General features: G+C 28.7%; 18 protein-coding genes. 17 read left to right on the plus strand and 1 reads right to left on the minus strand.

Annotated features, from left to right (window positions below):
* Positions 1-9 precede the first annotated feature (9 nt).
* The 17 genes from L8Y18_RS01035 (at position 10) to L8Y18_RS01115 (ending at position 15644) form a co-directional block, all read left to right on the plus strand.
* Positions 10-888: an aspartate carbamoyltransferase catalytic subunit gene (locus L8Y18_RS01035; protein WP_263664375.1), complete on the plus strand. Its 879-nt coding sequence runs from the start codon at positions 10-12 to the stop codon at positions 886-888.
* Between the two features lie 4 nt (positions 889-892).
* Positions 893-2614 carry a M3 family oligoendopeptidase gene (locus tag L8Y18_RS01040; RefSeq protein ID WP_263676088.1) on the plus strand — a complete coding sequence of 574 codons (1722 nt, stop codon included), beginning with the start codon at positions 893-895 and terminating at the stop codon, positions 2612-2614.
* Positions 2607-3053 (plus strand): hypothetical protein, encoded by a 447-nt coding sequence (locus L8Y18_RS01045; protein ID WP_263676090.1) that lies wholly within the window; start codon positions 2607-2609, stop codon positions 3051-3053. The genes L8Y18_RS01040 and L8Y18_RS01045 overlap by 8 nt, the downstream gene beginning before the upstream one ends.
* Positions 3050-5113: an ATP-dependent helicase gene (locus L8Y18_RS01050; RefSeq protein ID WP_263659034.1), complete on the plus strand. Its 2064-nt coding sequence runs from the start codon at positions 3050-3052 to the stop codon at positions 5111-5113. Before L8Y18_RS01045 ends, L8Y18_RS01050 begins: the two co-directional genes overlap by 4 nt.
* Complete coding sequence (gene truB, locus L8Y18_RS01055) at positions 5110-5928, plus strand: tRNA pseudouridine(55) synthase TruB (protein WP_263676091.1); 819 nt, start codon at positions 5110-5112, stop codon at positions 5926-5928. The genes L8Y18_RS01050 and truB overlap by 4 nt, the downstream gene beginning before the upstream one ends.
* Complete coding sequence (csrA, locus tag L8Y18_RS01060) at positions 5922-6149, plus strand: carbon storage regulator CsrA (protein WP_012661763.1); 228 nt, start codon at positions 5922-5924, stop codon at positions 6147-6149. The genes truB and csrA overlap by 7 nt, the downstream gene beginning before the upstream one ends.
* A complete protein-coding gene (locus tag L8Y18_RS01065) occupies positions 6146-6901 on the plus strand; it encodes a 4-(cytidine 5'-diphospho)-2-C-methyl-D-erythritol kinase (RefSeq protein WP_263659032.1) in 756 nt (251 codons plus the stop codon). Before csrA ends, L8Y18_RS01065 begins: the two co-directional genes overlap by 4 nt.
* Positions 6901-7356, plus strand: coding sequence for an SsrA-binding protein SmpB (smpB, locus tag L8Y18_RS01070; protein WP_257399249.1), 456 nt, complete (start codon positions 6901-6903; stop codon positions 7354-7356). The genes L8Y18_RS01065 and smpB overlap by 1 nt, the downstream gene beginning before the upstream one ends.
* Before the next feature lie 12 nt (positions 7357-7368).
* The gene (locus tag L8Y18_RS01075; protein ID WP_220566879.1) at positions 7369-7986 is read left to right on the plus strand and encodes a TlpA family protein disulfide reductase; all 618 of its coding nucleotides are present in this window, start codon (positions 7369-7371) and stop codon (positions 7984-7986) included.
* The gene (locus tag L8Y18_RS01080; RefSeq protein ID WP_263660137.1) at positions 7970-8263 is read left to right on the plus strand and encodes an ATP-dependent Clp protease adaptor ClpS; all 294 of its coding nucleotides are present in this window, start codon (positions 7970-7972) and stop codon (positions 8261-8263) included. The genes L8Y18_RS01075 and L8Y18_RS01080 overlap by 17 nt, the downstream gene beginning before the upstream one ends.
* On the plus strand, positions 8260-10389 hold the full coding sequence (locus L8Y18_RS01085; protein ID WP_133318694.1) for an AAA family ATPase: 2130 nt from the start codon (positions 8260-8262) through the stop codon (positions 10387-10389). Before L8Y18_RS01080 ends, L8Y18_RS01085 begins: the two co-directional genes overlap by 4 nt.
* On the plus strand, positions 10364-11005 hold the full coding sequence (gene aat / locus L8Y18_RS01090) for a leucyl/phenylalanyl-tRNA--protein transferase (protein WP_263676092.1): 642 nt from the start codon (positions 10364-10366) through the stop codon (positions 11003-11005). Before L8Y18_RS01085 ends, aat begins: the two co-directional genes overlap by 26 nt.
* Before the next feature lie 92 nt (positions 11006-11097).
* Positions 11098-11529 (plus strand): flagellar basal body rod protein FlgB, encoded by a 432-nt coding sequence (gene flgB, locus L8Y18_RS01095; RefSeq protein WP_263666131.1) that lies wholly within the window; start codon positions 11098-11100, stop codon positions 11527-11529.
* A gap of 10 nt (positions 11530-11539) precedes the next feature.
* On the plus strand, positions 11540-12034 hold the full coding sequence (gene flgC / locus L8Y18_RS01100; RefSeq protein ID WP_133318691.1) for a flagellar basal body rod protein FlgC: 495 nt from the start codon (positions 11540-11542) through the stop codon (positions 12032-12034).
* A 3-nt stretch (positions 12035-12037) separates the two neighbouring features.
* The gene (fliE, locus tag L8Y18_RS01105; RefSeq protein ID WP_133318690.1) at positions 12038-12334 is read left to right on the plus strand and encodes a flagellar hook-basal body complex protein FliE; all 297 of its coding nucleotides are present in this window, start codon (positions 12038-12040) and stop codon (positions 12332-12334) included.
* 3 nt (positions 12335-12337) lie between these two features.
* Positions 12338-14146: a peptidoglycan D,D-transpeptidase FtsI family protein gene (locus L8Y18_RS01110; RefSeq protein WP_263660141.1), complete on the plus strand. Its 1809-nt coding sequence runs from the start codon at positions 12338-12340 to the stop codon at positions 14144-14146.
* Positions 14147-14312: 166 nt separating this feature from the next.
* Complete coding sequence (locus L8Y18_RS01115) at positions 14313-15644, plus strand: BspA family leucine-rich repeat surface protein (RefSeq protein WP_263664366.1); 1332 nt, start codon at positions 14313-14315, stop codon at positions 15642-15644.
* A gap of 8 nt (positions 15645-15652) precedes the next feature.
* Here L8Y18_RS01115 and hemH read toward each other — a convergent pair whose 3' ends face one another.
* Positions 15653-16558: a ferrochelatase gene (gene hemH / locus L8Y18_RS01120; RefSeq protein ID WP_263664365.1), complete on the minus strand. Its 906-nt coding sequence runs from the start codon at positions 16556-16558 to the stop codon at positions 15653-15655.
* Positions 16559-16560: the final 2 nt, after the last annotated feature.

Consider the following 16560-nt stretch of genomic DNA (forward strand, 5'->3'; position numbering starts at 1 on the left):
GGAGGACTTATGAGGCATTTAATTACTACAAAAGATTTTAACGATGATGAAATCTTGGCTTTATTTAAAGAAGCAAAAGAATTTTTGGATGAAAAACCGCGTACATTTTTAGAAGGAAAAAGTGTTACAACAATTTTCTTTGAAAATTCAACACGCACTCAATCAAGCTTTGAAACAGCCGCAAGAAGACTAGGTGCTAAAGTTTTAAAATTAGATGTTTCAAGAAGTAGTTCAAGCAAAGGCGAAACACTTTTTGATACTGCTGCAAATTTAGATGCAATGGCACCAAGTGCTATTGTAGTTAGACACAAAAACTCAGGTGTGCCTCATACTTTAGCAAATTATACTCATTGTCCTATAGTTAATGGAGGTGATGGTAAACACGCTCATCCTACCCAAGCTTTACTTGATCTTTTTACCATAATGGAGCATTTTGATTATAATGTCAAAGGTAAAAAAATAGCCATAGTAGGAGATATTAAAAACTCACGCGTTGCTGCTTCAAATTTAGAATTATTACCTCGTTTTGGTATAGACATTACCCTAGTAGCCCCACCTCATTTTATGCCAAATTATCCTATTAAAAAAACAAATAAACTAAAAGAAGTTATTGATGATGTAGATATTATCATGAGCCTTAGAACACAAACTGAAAGACACAATATTCCAACCTATGCATCGCTTAAAGATTATGCAAATGATTTTTGTATTAGCAAAGATTTAATAAAAGATAAAAATCTCATTATCTTACATCCTGGTCCTGTACATAGAAATATCGATATTAGCGATGAAGTAATGTCTGATAAAAGATGTAAGGTTTTAACTCAAGTTAAAAATGGTGTTGCCATTAGAATGGCTGTATTAAAAAAACTCATTTTAGAAAGCTAAAATCATGCAAAATTGGAACTTAAGTACATTATTTAAAGATGAGCAAGAATTAAATCTTTTTTTACAAAAAACCCAAGATGAAGCTTGTGAATTTAAAAAACAATATGAAAATAATCTTCATAGTTTAAGCAATGAACAATTTTTACAAGCTTTAAAAAACTATGAAGAATTAATCTTAAAACTTTCTCACATACTAACCTATGTGTATTTAAATTTTGCTCAAGATACTACCAAAGGTGCTTTTTATGCAAAATATGAAAATTTAAGTAAAAAAATAGAAGAAAATCTTTTATTTTTTGAACTTGAATTTTGTGAGTTAAAAGAAGAAAAAAGTAAAACTTTCATCACATTTTGCAAAGATTATGAGTTTTATTTAAATAATCTTATCAAAAACAAAAAACACAATCTTTCTAAAAAAGAAGAAAGAGTTATCCTAGCTCTATCAAGTACAGGTTCAAATGCATTTGCAAGATTATTTGATGAAACCTTTAGTGCTTTAAAATTTAATTTTGAAGGACAAAAATTAAGCGAGGAAGAAATTCTAAGCAAGCTTTATGATAAAGATAGAAGCATTAGAAAAAAAGCTTCAAAATGCTTTAGTAAAACTTTAAAAAAACAAAACAAGCTTTTAGTATATATTTTTAATATGATTAAAAGTGAACTTGCTAGCATTTGTGAGTTAAGATCTTATGAAAGTCCTGAAACTCCAAGACACATAAGAAATCAAATTTCTAAAAAAAGTGTTGATGCACTTATTAGCGCTAGCGAGAATAGCTTTGATATTGTTTCTAAATTTTATAATGCAAAGAAAAAAATTCTAGGGTATAAAAAGCTAAAAGATTATGATCGTTATGCACCTATTGGAAAAGAAATGCAAGTTGATTTTGATCAAGGAAAGGATATCGTTTTAAAAGCCTTTGAAAAATTTTCTAAAGATTTTTATATGATAGCAAAAGAAGCTTTTGAGAATAATTGGATTGATATCTATCCTAAAGAATTTAAACAAAGTGGTGCTTTTTCTCACTCAAGCACGCCGCTAAGCCATCCTTTCATACTTTTAAACTATACCAACCAAAGACGCGATCTTTTCACCCTGGCACATGAGCTAGGCCACACTATACATCAAAAACTTTCTTATAAAGTAAGTTTTTTAAATCAAGATACACCTCTAACTACAGCAGAAACTGCTTCAGTGTTTGCGGAAATGTTGATTTTTGACTATATTAAAGAAAATTTAGACAAAGAAGAGCTTTTATCTTTATATGCAGCAAAAATTGAAGATATTTTTGCTACTCTTTATAGACAAATTAATTTTACTACTTTTGAACGCAGATTTCATGCTAAAAAAGAAGAGCTAAGCGCTCAAGAACTAAGTGAAATTTGGCTTGAAGAATCAAGAAAAATGTTTCAAGATAGCGTAATTTTAACCAAAAATTATGGCCTTTGGTATTCTTATATACCACATTTTATACACTCTCCATTTTACTGCTATGCTTATGCTTATGCACAACTTTTAGTTTTAGCACTCTATGGTCTATATAAAAGTGGCAAATGCTCTAATTTTACTTCAATTTATATTGAGTTTTTAAGTAGTGGGGGAAGCAAAAGCCCAAAAGAACTTGTAGCTATGTTTGGCTTTGATATAGAAAGTGATGAATTTTGGAATATAGGCTTAGAGCAAGTTAGGATACTAGTAGATGAATTTTTAAGGCTAAGCAATGATTGATAAAATTTTAAATAATAGAAATTTTATAAGTTTAATGCAAAAAAGCATTTATGAATGCTTGCAAATTTTAATTCAAGAAGATATTGAGTTTAATATCATTGTAAATACTAAATTTGTTACACTAGAACCTCCTTTGCCACCAGAATTAGATGTAGTGAGTAAAAATCCTTATTGTCTTTTTGCACTTGGCGGTTATACTTTTAAATCTATAGTTTTAACAAATGAGCATATAGAATTTCATGCAGGTTTTGGACCTGATGATTTTGCAACCTTTGTGAAAGTAGATTTGGGAGCAATTACTCAAATTCAAGTTGAAGATAATACCATTTTTGTTAATTTTTCAAACTATTTCAAAAAGCAAAATGATCAAAAATTAAAAGAAAAATCTATGAATGCTTTTTTAAATAATCCTAACAATAAAGATTTATTTAAAAAATGAGTTTTTTTGAAGGTTTAAATGATAGCCAAAAAGAAGCTATCATGCATATTGATGGAGCTATGCTAATACTAGCAGGTGCAGGTAGTGGAAAGACTAAAACCATTACCACTAGACTTGCCTATTTAATCGATCATGTGGGTATTCCTGCACAAAATACCCTCACGCTAACCTTTACAAATAAAGCTGCTAATGTAATGAAAACAAGAGCCTTAGCACTTTTGCAAGATCAAAATTTACACAATCCCCTTTTATGTACTTTTCATAAATTTGGTTTGTTATTTTTAAGACTTTATAGCGAAAGAATTAATAGAGCAAATAATTTTGTCATTATTGATACAGATGATAAAAAGAAAATACTAAAAGATTTAGCTAGCGAAAATTTGCAAAGCTCTTTAGCAAGCATAGGTGCTTATATTTCAAATTTTAAAAATCAAAGCAAAAGCGCTCAAGAAATACGCAAAGAATTAGAATTTTTAAAAGATGAAAAAAACAAAAATTACGAAGAAATCATTCATTTATATGAGCAATATGAGCATTTTTTAATCCAAAATAATTTCATGGATTTTGATGATTTACTCATGCTAACTAATAAAATTTTAGAAGATGAACAATTTGCACAAGAGCAAAGTCAAAAATATACCTATATAACAGTAGATGAGTATCAAGATACCAATGCCTTACAATATCAAATTCTAAAAAAACTTTGCGTGTCTCATGAAAACATTTGCGTGGTGGGTGATGATGATCAGAGTATTTATGGTTGGCGTGGAGCTAAAATAGAAAATATCTTAAATTTCAAAGAACAATTTAACAATGTAAAATTAGTCAAACTAGAGCAAAATTATCGCTCAACTAGCGCTATTTTGCAAGCTGCAAATGAGCTTATAGAGCATAATAGAAAAAGACTAGGAAAAACTTTGATTTGTACCAAAGATGAGGGCGAAGAAATTACAATTTTACAAAATGATGATGAAAAAATTGAAAGTTTTAAGGTTGCAAGAGAAGTTTCAAAACTTTTAAACTCGGGGATTAATCCTAGTGAAATAGCCATACTTTATAGAGTAAATGCCCTATCTCGTGCTCTTGAAGAAGCTTTTAGCAAAGAAAAAATTCCTTTTAAATTGCTAAGTGGAATTCGTTTTTATGAAAGAGCTGAAATTAAAGATATTATTTCTTATTTAAGATTGCTTTCAAATTTAAATGATGATTATTCTTTTAAACGCATTATCAACCGCCCTAAAAGAAACTTTGGTAATGCAAGTTTAGAAAAGCTAGAAAATTATGCTAAAGAAAATCATTTGTCTTTATTTGAAAGTCTATGTGCTTTGCAAGGAAGTGGTTTTTTTAGTAAAAAAACAGACAAAGAGTTAGAAAAATTCATACTAAGCATACACAAAATCAAAGAAAAAGATGATTTGCTTGCAATGATTTTAGCCTTAGAAGAAGAATTTAAAATCAAAGAATTTTACAAAGATAATCCAGAGGGTGAAGATAAACTTTTAAATATAGATGAACTTTATGCTAATTTAAAAGATAAAATTACTCATGGAAATTATAATGGATTAGATGATATTTTAAATGAAATTTCTTTACTTAATGAGCAAGATGGACTTGATAAAGAAAGTATTTGTATTATGAGTATTCATGCAAGCAAAGGACTTGAGTTTGATTATGTTTTTATCATAGGTTTAGAAGAAGGATTTTTCCCACTCACTAGCGAATCAAGCAATATAGAAGAAGAAAGAAGACTTGCCTATGTAGCAATCACTAGAGCCAAGAAAAAACTTTATTTAAGTTATGCTAATTCTAGATTTTACAAAGGAAGTCGCACAAGATTAGAAAAAAGTAGATTTTTTGGCGAGAGTAATGTAATCAAAAAAGAATTAACACTAGATCATCAAAAAAATTGCTACAAGAAAGGCGATTTAATCAAACATAAAATTTTTGGCATAGGCAGAGTCACTGGGGTAAGTAAAATAGGTGCTGAAGAAAAACTCACGATTAATTTTGGAGGCATAGAAAGAATGATAATGTCAAGTTTTGTGGAAAAAGTGATATGAATAAACTTTTTGTAGCTTACAAACCAAGTGGTATGAGTTCTAATGCTTTTTTAGGCAAACTCAAGAAAAAATACAAAAATAAAAAAGCAGGTTTTTCAGGGACACTTGATCCTTTTGCAAAAGGTGTTTTACTCATAGCCTTTGATCAATACACAAAACTTTTTCGTTTTTTTGATAAAAATCCAAAAGTTTATAAAGCAACACTTTGGCTAGGCGCGCATTCACTAAGCCTTGATAATCAAAATATCAAAGAAATCAATCTTATAAATGCTTTTGAAGAGAAAGTTTTAGAACAAATTAAAAATGAACTTTTAGGTAAAATCACCTACACCCCACCCGCATTTTGTGCAAAAAAAATAGATGGGGTGCGCTCTTATGAGCTTGCAAAAAGAGGTTTTGAAGTCAATTTAAAACCCTGCGTTATGGAAATTTTTTATACTAAAATTTTACACTATAATCACCCCTTTTTAACCATAGAAATAGCAGTTAGTGAGGGTTCTTATATACGCTCTTATTGTGAATTATTTGCTAAAAAACTTGGTATTAAAGCCACACTAAGCTCATTAGAGCGTTTAAGCGAGGGAGGGTTTTTTTATGAGAATGAAAAAGAGTTAAATCCTTTAGCTTATTTAAATCTTAGAAAAAATACGATAAAATATCCCCAAAAATTACACAATGGACAAAAAATATTTTTGGACGATTTGGAAATTCAAGAAGAAGGTAGCTATATTTTAGAAGAAAAAGATTTTTTTTCTATCATTTCTATCCAAGATAATCAAGTGCAATATTATTTAAATAAGGTATTAAAATGTTAATTTTATCAAGAAAAGAAAATGAAAGTATAAAAATCGGAGATGATATAGAAATCAAAGTAGTTCAAACAGGCAAAGGCTATGCTAAAATAGGCATCGAAGCTCCAAAGTCTTTAATGATACTACGCAAAGAGCTTATCGAGCAAGTAAAAAGTGAAAATTTACATGCAATTAGTGATGAAACGATAAAACTTGACGATCTGAGTAAAAAGCTTAAAAAATGAAAGCTTACGCAAAAGCTAATATTTTTTTAAAAATCATAGGAATTGACTCAAGATCTTATCATTTATTACAATCACGCTTTGTTTTATTAAAAGATATTTTTGATGAGTTAAACTTTAGTGATGAAAAAACCAAAGAAGGGTTTGAAATCACTGGAAATTTTACCCAAGATACCATCATACACAAAGCTTATAAAGAATTAGAAAATTTAGGATTTTCTAATGAATTAAATGAATTTTTTAAAGACAAAAGTTTAAAGCTTATCAAAAACATTCCCATAGGTGGAGGCCTTGGTGGAAGCAGTACCGATGCGGTTGTATTTTTATTAATGATCAACGAAACTTTAAATTTAAAACTCAATCAACAACAACTTAAACAAATCTGCCAAAACCTTGGCTCTGATTTAATCTTTTTTTTAAGCGGATATGATAGTGCAAATGTTAGCGGGTGTGGCGAGATTGTAGAATATTTTGAAGATGATTTTGCCCAACTTGATTTTACTTTTCCAGCTATTGAATGCTCAAGTGCAAAAGTATATAAAGCATTTGATGAAAGTTCATATGATTTAACAGCGAATTTAAATTTAGCCAAAACACTCAAAACACTCAAAACAAGTGAAATTTTAGAGTATAAAAATACTGATTTAAACGACTTATTTGCTCCTTGTGTAAAAATTTATCCTAAAATGCAAACTTTTCTTAATGAGGCTTATTTTTTAAGTGGAAGTGGAAGTGGAGTTTTTAAGGCTAAATGATGAAAAAAACTATAGTAAAAAACAAAAAAGCTTTTTTTGATTATGAAATTTTGGAAAAATTTGAAGCAGGTATTGTTTTAAAAGGTTCTGAAGTAGTGGCATTAAGAGCTAGTAGAGCAAATTTGAAAGATTCTTTTGTGCGTATTATCAAAGGTGAAATTTTCTTACTTAATGCTCATATTTCTCATCTTAGCACTACACATTCTTTTTATAAGCATGATGAAAAAGGTGCGCGAAAACTTTTAATGCATAAAAAGCAAATCGATAGGCTTTTTGGTAAAATTAGCATCCAAGGCTTTACTATAGTGCCATTAGAACTTTATTTTAATGAAAAAAATAAAGCAAAAGTCTTAATAGCCTTAGCCAAAGGAAAAAACTTACACGATAAAAGAGAAAGCTTAAAGAAAAAACAAGCAGATCTTGAAGCAAGAGCTGCTATGAAAAATCATTATTAAAAAAGGATTTTGATGAAAAAAATTACTTATTTATTTTTTACATTTGCTTTTGCATTTTTAATAAGTGCTTGCTCAAGTGAAGAAAAAATCGAAAATGAATTTGCATTTGCTGAGTATAAAATGGGTGATGAAATTCTTTTAAAAAGTGTCAATGGTGGCGAGAAAACCCTAGTAAGAACACAAAATGGTTTTGTAGTAAAAGGTGAAGAGGGTAAAATTTTAATGTTTGATTTTTTTGGAACCTTTTGCACACCTTGTCAAGAAGAAGCCACTCATCTAACAAGTTTGTGGCAAAAAAATGCTGACAATTTTATCATCATAGGACTAAGTCATTTTGAAAATGTTAGCGATCAAGCTGTAAAAGATTTTGCCATTAAATATGGGGCGTATTATTTCTTAAGCAATTCTAAAGAAAATGATAGAATTGTTGCACAAGCATTAAAAGATATCAACTATCAAAGCATGGAACAACTTCCTTTTAAAGTAGTTTTAAAAGATGGAAATTATCAAGATCTAACAGATTTTTGGAATAAAGACTCAAAAAGTTATGTGAAATATTATCTTGGAAAAGTTTCTACTGAGATTATGCAAGAAGATATTACTAGGATATTAAATGAGTCTAAAAAATGAAATTTTAGAACAACAAAAACTAGCAGAACCTAAAATGTTTAAGGTTTTGCTTTTAAATGATGATATTACCACCATGGATTTTGTAATTGAAATTTTAATGAATATTTTTCATCATGATTTTGAAAAAGCAAGTGCAATTATGCTTGAAATCCATCATCAAGGAAGCGGAGTTTGTGGCATATACACAGAAGAAATTGCACTTAGCAAAAAACAGCAAGTTGACATGGCAGCGAAAAATAAGGATTTTCCACTCCAAACAAGGATAGAAGAACAATGAAATATAAAGAATTGATTGACTCATTTATACCAAATGCAAGACATTTAAGCTTTATCAATCATCATGAATTTATCACTTGTGAGCATTTGCTTTTTGCTTTAGTTAAGCTTAGCAATGATTTTAAAAATCTACTTGAAGAAATCGGAGATGGTGATTTACAAGGCTTTGAAAATGAATTAAAAAATTATCTAGCTAAAAATAATGAAATTTTAAAAAAAGAAATAGAACCTATTTTTTCTGTGATCTTGGAAAATATATTACACAAGCTAAATGCAAAAAATCAAACAAGTGTGATTGATTTTATCATTGCACTTTGCAAAGAAGAAAAAGCTTATTCTTATAATATCTTAAAAAAACACCTAATAGAAGAAGAAAAAATAAAAGAATTGTTACAAAATGCTGAATTTGAAAATTTAAAAACCCATACCATAGAGCTAGTTGAGCTTGCAAAAAAAGGCAAAATAGATCCTGTTATAGGTAGGAAATTTGAACTTGAAAGAATGATGCAAATTCTAAGCCGTCGTAAGAAAAATAATCCTATTTTAGTTGGTGAACCAGGTGTTGGTAAAAGTGCTATTATAGATGGGCTAGCACTAGCTATAGCTGAAGAAAAAGTACCAAAACATTTAAAAAACTCAAAAATTTATAGCCTTGATATGACAAGCTTGCTTTCGGGGACAAAATATAGGGGTGATTTTGAAAAAAGGTTAAAAGATATCATTAAAGAATTAGAAAATATCCCTAATGCTATTTTATTTATAGATGAAATTCACACCATAGTAGGAACCGGCGCAAGCAATGAAAGTCATGCAGATATGTCAAATTTATTAAAACCTGCATTAAGTAATGGCAACATCAAATGCATAGGTGCAACTACTTTCATAGAATACAAAAATACCTTTGATAAAAACAAAGCTCTAAGTAGAAGATTTGCAAAAATTGATATAGATGAGCCAAGCGAAGAAGAGTGTTTTTTGATCTTGCAAGGCTTAAAAAGCAAATATGAAAATTTTCACAAAATCAAAATTAGTGATGAAATTTTACAAACAAGCATAAAACTAGCAAAACAATTTTTACATGATAAATTTTTACCCGATAGTGCAATTGATTTAATTGATGAACTTGGCGCAAGCTTTGCTTTAGAAGATAAAAAAAGTAAAAAAATAGTAAAAATAAAAGATTTAGAAAATACTTTAGCAAGAATGACACATTCTCATAAAATTTATGAAAGTGATCAAGGTAAAATCTTAAAAAATTTAGAGCAAAACTTAAAGCAAAATATTTTTGGACAAGATGAAGCCATTAAAGCTTTGTGTTCTATTTTAAAACAAAGCTATGCGGGGTTAAAAGGCAAAAATACCCCAAAAGGCGTGTTTTTATTTACCGGTTCAAGTGGAGTTGGTAAAACCGAACTTGCAAAAAATTTAGCACAAATTTTAAACCTTAATCTTGAAAGATTTGACATGAGTGAATACTCGCAAAAACATGATGTGAGCAAACTCATAGGAACTTCAGCAGGTTATGTGGGCTATGAAGATGGTGGCTTGCTTAGTAACAGCATTAGAAAAAATCCATTTAGCGTAGTCTTATTTGATGAGATAGAAAAAGCTCATCCTGATTTAACTAATACCTTTTTACAAATTTTTGATAATGCAAGTTTAACAGATAATAGTGGATTAAAAGCTGATTTTAAAAATACTATTATCATTATGACTTCAAATTTAGGTCTCAAAGAAAGTAATGAGCTTGGTTTTTTAAGCAGCGATAAAGAAAAAAGTAATAAAGCCATAAAAGATTTCTTCGCACCTGAATTTATCAACCGTATAGATAAAATCATTCATTTTAATGACTTAAGTCAAGAAATTTTAGAACAAATCGTTCAAAAAGAACTAGATTTAATGGCAAAAAATTTAAACAACATCACCATGGAAGCTGATAAAAAAGTAAAAGAATTTCTTGCTAAAAAAACTAATAATAAAGAATTTGGAGTAAGATTATTAAAACGCATTATTGCTGAAGAATTAGGAGAGAGATTAAGTGATGAAATTTTATTTGGAAAATTAAAAAATGGTGGTAAATTAAAACTCAAACTTTCCAAAAATGAAAAAATTGAATTTGTATTCTAAACTTTTAAAAAGCCCTGATGATGCGCCTGTTTTTATTAGTGAAAAACTAGAAGTAGATTTTATACCTCATGCTTATAGCTTAGGGCTTTTTCCATGGACTAGCAATCCTGTTACTTGGTGGTGTCCTTCTCCTAGAATGGTACTTTTACCTGATGAAGTGCGCATACAAAAAAGCATAAAAAAAGCTTTAAAAACTTATGAAATAAGACTTAATTTTGATTTTAACTCGCTTATAAGTCATTGCGCAAAAAGAAAAAAAACTTGGATAAGTCAAGAATTTATACAAGTTTATACAAAGCTTTTTGAGCAAAATTTAGCTCATAGTGTTGAAGTTTATGAAAATGATATTTTAATCGGTGGTTTATACGGACTTATAATAGGTAAAATATTTTTTGGTGAAAGCATGATAAGTCTTAAAAAAGATGCCTCAAAAGTAGCCCTAATAAGACTTTGTGAGCTTTTAAAACCATATGATTTTTTAATAGATTGTCAAGTGTCTAATGAGCATTTAAAATTTATGGGTGCTAAAGAAATGACAAAAAAAGATTTTTTGAAAACACTAGAAAAAAAAGTTTCACTTGAAAGTGGCTTTAAAAATTTCAAAAATTTACTATAAAAAGATATACTTATACATAAATAAAATTGCATAAATATTTTGGAATGATTTTTGCTTTTAGTCTATAAAAGCTTTATTTTAAAGGAAAAATTATGATAAGCCCTTTTAAGTCAAAAGAACTTATTGTTGATGCTTTAGCAGGAAGAAACCTAAGAAGTCAAATGATTAATTCTAACCTTGCAAATGTTGATACTCCTTTTTATAAAGCAAGAGATATAGAATTTGAAACTGCTTTAGTTAATAGAGCAAATGAAATTTTCAAAAAAAAAGATACTAAAGAGCTTGAATTAGCAAGCACAAATACGAATCATCAAAAACCTTGGAAATTTCCAGATCCTAATAAATCAACTATTTATTTAAGAGATGGGCATTTGGCAAGAAATGACGCAAATACAGTAGATCTTGATGTAGAAACTACTGAAATGAGCAAAAATACTATGATGATTTCTGCTTTAGATGGTATTTTAAGAAGACAAAGCAATATTTTTTCAACCATCATAGAAACAAGCTCTAAATTAGGCTAGGAGAAAAATAATGGCTTATTTAAGTGATTTTGATATTAGTGGATATGGACTTAGTGCTCAACGCTTTAGAATGAATGTAATTAGCTCAAATATAGCTAATGCTAATACTACTAGAACAGCAGAAGGTGGTCCATATAGAAGAAGAGAAGTGATTTTTAAAGCAACTGATTTTAACGAATTGCTAAACAAGCAAATAGCTAAAGATAATAATTTTTTAGAATATGAAAATCCTTTAAACGATCCTGCTTCACAAAAAGATGCAAAACCTGCTATAATGAGCGTAGTAGTTGATAAAGTTGTAAGAGATGATAAAGATTTTCGTATGAAATTTGACCCATCTCATCCAGATGCGAATGAACAAGGTTATGTTGCTTATCCAAATATAAATCCTGTTATTGAAATGGCCGATTTAATAGAAGCAACAAGAGCTTATCAAGCTAATGTAAGTGCCTTTACTAGCACCAAAACTATAGCACAAAGTGCAATAGATTTACTAAGAGGTTAATAAATGAACACTATTAATGGTATAAATCAATTTAACAATGTTAATAACAAAAACAATAATAACAATACAAGCAACATAGGAGATGAGTTTTCGAGTTTATTAAAAAATTCCATCAACGATCTTAATAAAACTCAAGAAACCGCCGAAGCTGCTATGGTAGACATTGCAACAGGTGAAGTCAAAGACTTACATCAAGCTGCAATTGCGATTAGCAAAGCTGAATCAAGTATGAAATTTATGCTTGAAGTTAGAAATAAGGCTATAAACGCATATAAAGAAATTTCAAGAACTCAAATTTAATATATGCTTTCAAACACCATTAGAAATAGGGTTTCAAAAGTAGCTTTTGCTTTTTGTATGGCTCTGTTTTTTATGGCCTTATTTTTACTTTCTACTTTTTTTCTAACCTCAAAACGCCATATACCAAATACTCAAAAAGAACAATATTTTTCCGCTCTTAGAGGTAATATCATCACAAGCGATAATTTTACCGTAACTTCTAGTAGGCAAATTTATAGAGCTGAAATTGATCTAAGGAGCTTAAATCCCGATAAAAAGGATTTGTTTTTAACTCTTTTTCAAATTTATAGCGGCGCAAGCGATGAACAAATGCAAGATATAAAAAAAAGAATGCTTGCAAAGAAAAAAAGGAGTTATAATTTTATTTTACTCCAAGATATTAACTCAAAAGACGCAAGTTATTTAAAAGAACTAGCTAAAAAACTTTATACTCAAGGTTTTTTTAAATCTTTCACAAATAATAATGGCAGAGTGGAGACAAGAGGGCTTGATATTATAGAACACAAAGAAGATCGTGTATATATGCCAAAAGATTCACTTACTCCAATCATAGGCTACACAAGAACCTATATGGATGAGCAAAGTGAAATTTTTAAAAATGTCGGCATAAAAGGTTTGGAAAAATACTATAATGAATGTTTAAATCCTTTGCAAAATGCTAAAATTCAAGGTTTAAGAGATATAGGTGGTAATATTATCTTAAATTTGCATTCTTATGAACAACGCAAAATAGATGGTTGTAATTTATACTTAAATATTTCCTTAAAACTTCAAAAAGGTTTAGAAAAAGCTATCGATAAAAGAAATGAAGATCTAAAAGCCAATGAAATTATAGTTGCCATCATGGAAAGCAAAAGCGGAAAAATTCTAGCACTTGCTAGCTCAAGAAGATATGATCCGCAAAATCGCGGAAAAGATCTATCTGTACTCAATGCAAGTGCCATAGAATATGGCTATGAAGCAGGATCTGTTATAAAACCTTTTATATTTACCACTGCATTAATGCTTGATAAAATCAAAGTTGATGAAATCATTGATACTCAAGGTGGACAATACAAACTTGGTCGTTTTACCATACGCGATGATCACAAAAAAAATAAAATGAGCATGGAAGAAGTTATTACTTACTCTTCAAATGTCGGTATGATTAAAATTGCCCAAAGATTAAGTAATCTTGAAATCATCTCAGGACTTAGAATTTTTCGTTTTGGAGAAAAAAGCGGTATTGATCTTCCTTATGAGCAAAAAGGAGAAATACCAAATCCAAAAAGATTAAGAGAAGTTGAAAAATCTGTATTAAGTTATGGTTATGGCTTGAAAACAACTTTTATACAACTTTTAGCTGCTTATAATGTATTTAACAATGATGGAATTTACATCACCCCACAAATTGCAAATAAAATTTATCAAGATGGGCGCTTAATAAAACTTGATGATGAAGTTAAGAAAGAAAAAATTCTTTCAAGCAAAGCTGCCAAAGAAATGCAGCAAATTTTAATTAATGTTATAGAAAAAGGAACCGGTAAAAAAGCACGAACTCAAGGTATCATTATAGGTGGAAAAACGGGTACAGCTAGGATTGCTGAAAGAAAAGGCTATACTTCAAATCGCTATAATGCCTCGTTTTTTGGCTTTGCAAATGATGAGAAAAATACCTACACCATTGGAGTTTTAGTAAGACATCCTACCAAAGCTTATAGTTATTATGCCGCACAAAGTGCTTTACCTATGTTTAAAGATACAGTAAATCTTTTGATTAAAGAAAGTTATTTAAAACCCATAGAAAGCAAAAACAATGACATTAAAAAATAAAATTACAATAATAATCTTTTTTATATTGATTTTTTGTTTCGCTTATTTAAAACATTGGGTTTTATTATTTATAACTTTACTTGTGTTTTTAGTTATATTGTATTTACTCAAACTGCAATCAAAAAAGATAATCCACAAACCAAAAACAAAAGAAACTCTTAAATATTTGATACTATCAGATATTCCGCTTAAAAATATAGATACAAGTTTAATTCAAGATATGAGCTATTTATTTAGTAGTATTAGTGAAGAAAAATTTATAGGTATAGAAACTTGGGATACAAGTAATGTTGACAACATGGAAGGGATGTTTTTAGGATGTAAAAATTTTAATTCCTATATCAACAACTGGGATGTAAGCAAAGTAAAAAACATGGCTAAAATGTTTCAAGGGTGTGAAAATTTTAATCAAGCTCTAGATAAATGGAATACATCTAATCTTGTTAATACACATAAAATGTTTCAAGGGTGTAAAAAATTTAATCAAAATATTAATTCTTGGAATACATCTAATCTAAGAATAACTTCTAAAATGTTTTATAATTGCATAAGTTTTAATCAATCTCTAGATAAATGGAATACACTTAAAATTACAAATTCAAAATCTATGTTTGAAAATTGTAAAAATTTCATGCATTCACTTGATAATTGGGACATAAAAAATATAACTATCAAAGATAATATGTTTAGTGGCTGTTGCAAATCCATATTTTCTTTGGCAAATTTTAAACAATATGAGAAATTATTCAAAGACCACAAAAACAATACAACACAATCTTTTCTTTTTGGTAAAAAAGAATATGCTCATATGTATAATCCAAAAACCAAAAGCGAACTAAAAGCCTTAGTTAATGATTTAAATACAAGCCTTAAAGATATCAATGTAAGCAATATACAAGAAATGGATTGTTTATTTAAAAATAGCAAAAGAAAAGATTTTAGTGGTATAGAAGAATGGGATGTATCAAATGTAACAAGCATGAATGAAATGTTTTATGGATGTAAAAAATTCAATCAAAATCTAAATAATTGGGACACAAAAAGTTTAAAGTCCATTGCTGGGATGTTTTACAATTGCAAAACATTTAACCAGCCACTAGATAAATGGAATACTAGCAAAATCATTAGCATGCACGCGGCTTTTGCTGGTTGTGAAAATTTCAATCAAAATCTAAATAATTGGGACGTAACTAAAGTTATAAATATTAGTTATATGTTTTCAAATTGCTTTAGTTTTAATCAAGCTTTGGATAAATGGAATGTTTCAAATGTATTATGGATGGAATATGCATTTTTTTGTGAATCTATTTTCAAAATTCCTTTTTCAAAAACTCCAAAATTTAATCAAGATTTAAACAATTGGAATATTGATAGTGTTATAAGCACACAAAGTATGTTTAGTGGATGTATAAATTTCAATCAAAAACTATCAAACTGGAATTTAGAAAATATCCCGAGAAAAAAATATATGTTTTTTAATACCGCTATAAAACATTAATATAAAAACTATATTTTTACTTGATTTAAAATAAACTCTATAAACTCATCACTATCATTAGGACATTTAATAAGCTCATAATCGCTTTTTGCTAAGTGCCTATATTCAACTCCAAGCTCAAAAATCGTTTCAGAGCAATCTATACAAAAAGATATAGGATAAATCAAAGCTTTTTGATCTAAACTTTCTAAAATATCACTTGTGTTAGGCTCAAGCCATTTAACTGGACCTAGTTTTGATTGATATGATAAAATGATTTGGTCAAATTTATTTTTAAGTTTTCCTTTTAAAATATCCACATGCTCTTGCACATGTTTTTCATACAAATCACCTTTTTTAATTACTGAAAGCGGTAAAGAATGCGCAGAAAAAATCAAAGTTTTATAATCGTATTCTCTTTTTTTTTCTAAAATATGCTTTATAATCATTTCATTATAAAGTTCATCTTTATAAAAAACATCAATGATTTTTACATTAACTTGGTTTTGGATATTTCTTAGCTCATTTTCCACTACTTCTAAAGAACTAGTTACAGTGGTTTTAGAATGATGAGGATACAGAGGAAATAAAATAATTTCGTCATTTTGCTTAAAATCATATTTTGAAAAAACCTCATTTGCAAAAGGTGGTACATAAAGACTAATAAAATCAAATTTATATTCTCTAGTTTTAGAATTTAATTTATCACATAAACTTTGTGTGATTTGAGTAAGCGGGGATTTCCCACCCATTTTTTCATAGTTTTGTTTCATAGCTTTTAATCTTGATTTTCTTATCATAAAAGCTACAAATTTTCTTAAAAAAACATTTTTTATCCCTAAAATATAAGGATCATTAAACATATTTTTTAAAAAAACTTCACATTCGTCAAGTTTATTCACTCCACCCATATTTAAAAAAAAGACATATTTCACTA

The sequence above is a fragment of the Campylobacter sp. CNRCH_2007_0968H genome, assembly GCF_025773245.1.
GTDB classification, from domain to species: Bacteria; Campylobacterota; Campylobacteria; order Campylobacterales; family Campylobacteraceae; genus Campylobacter_D; species Campylobacter_D lari_D.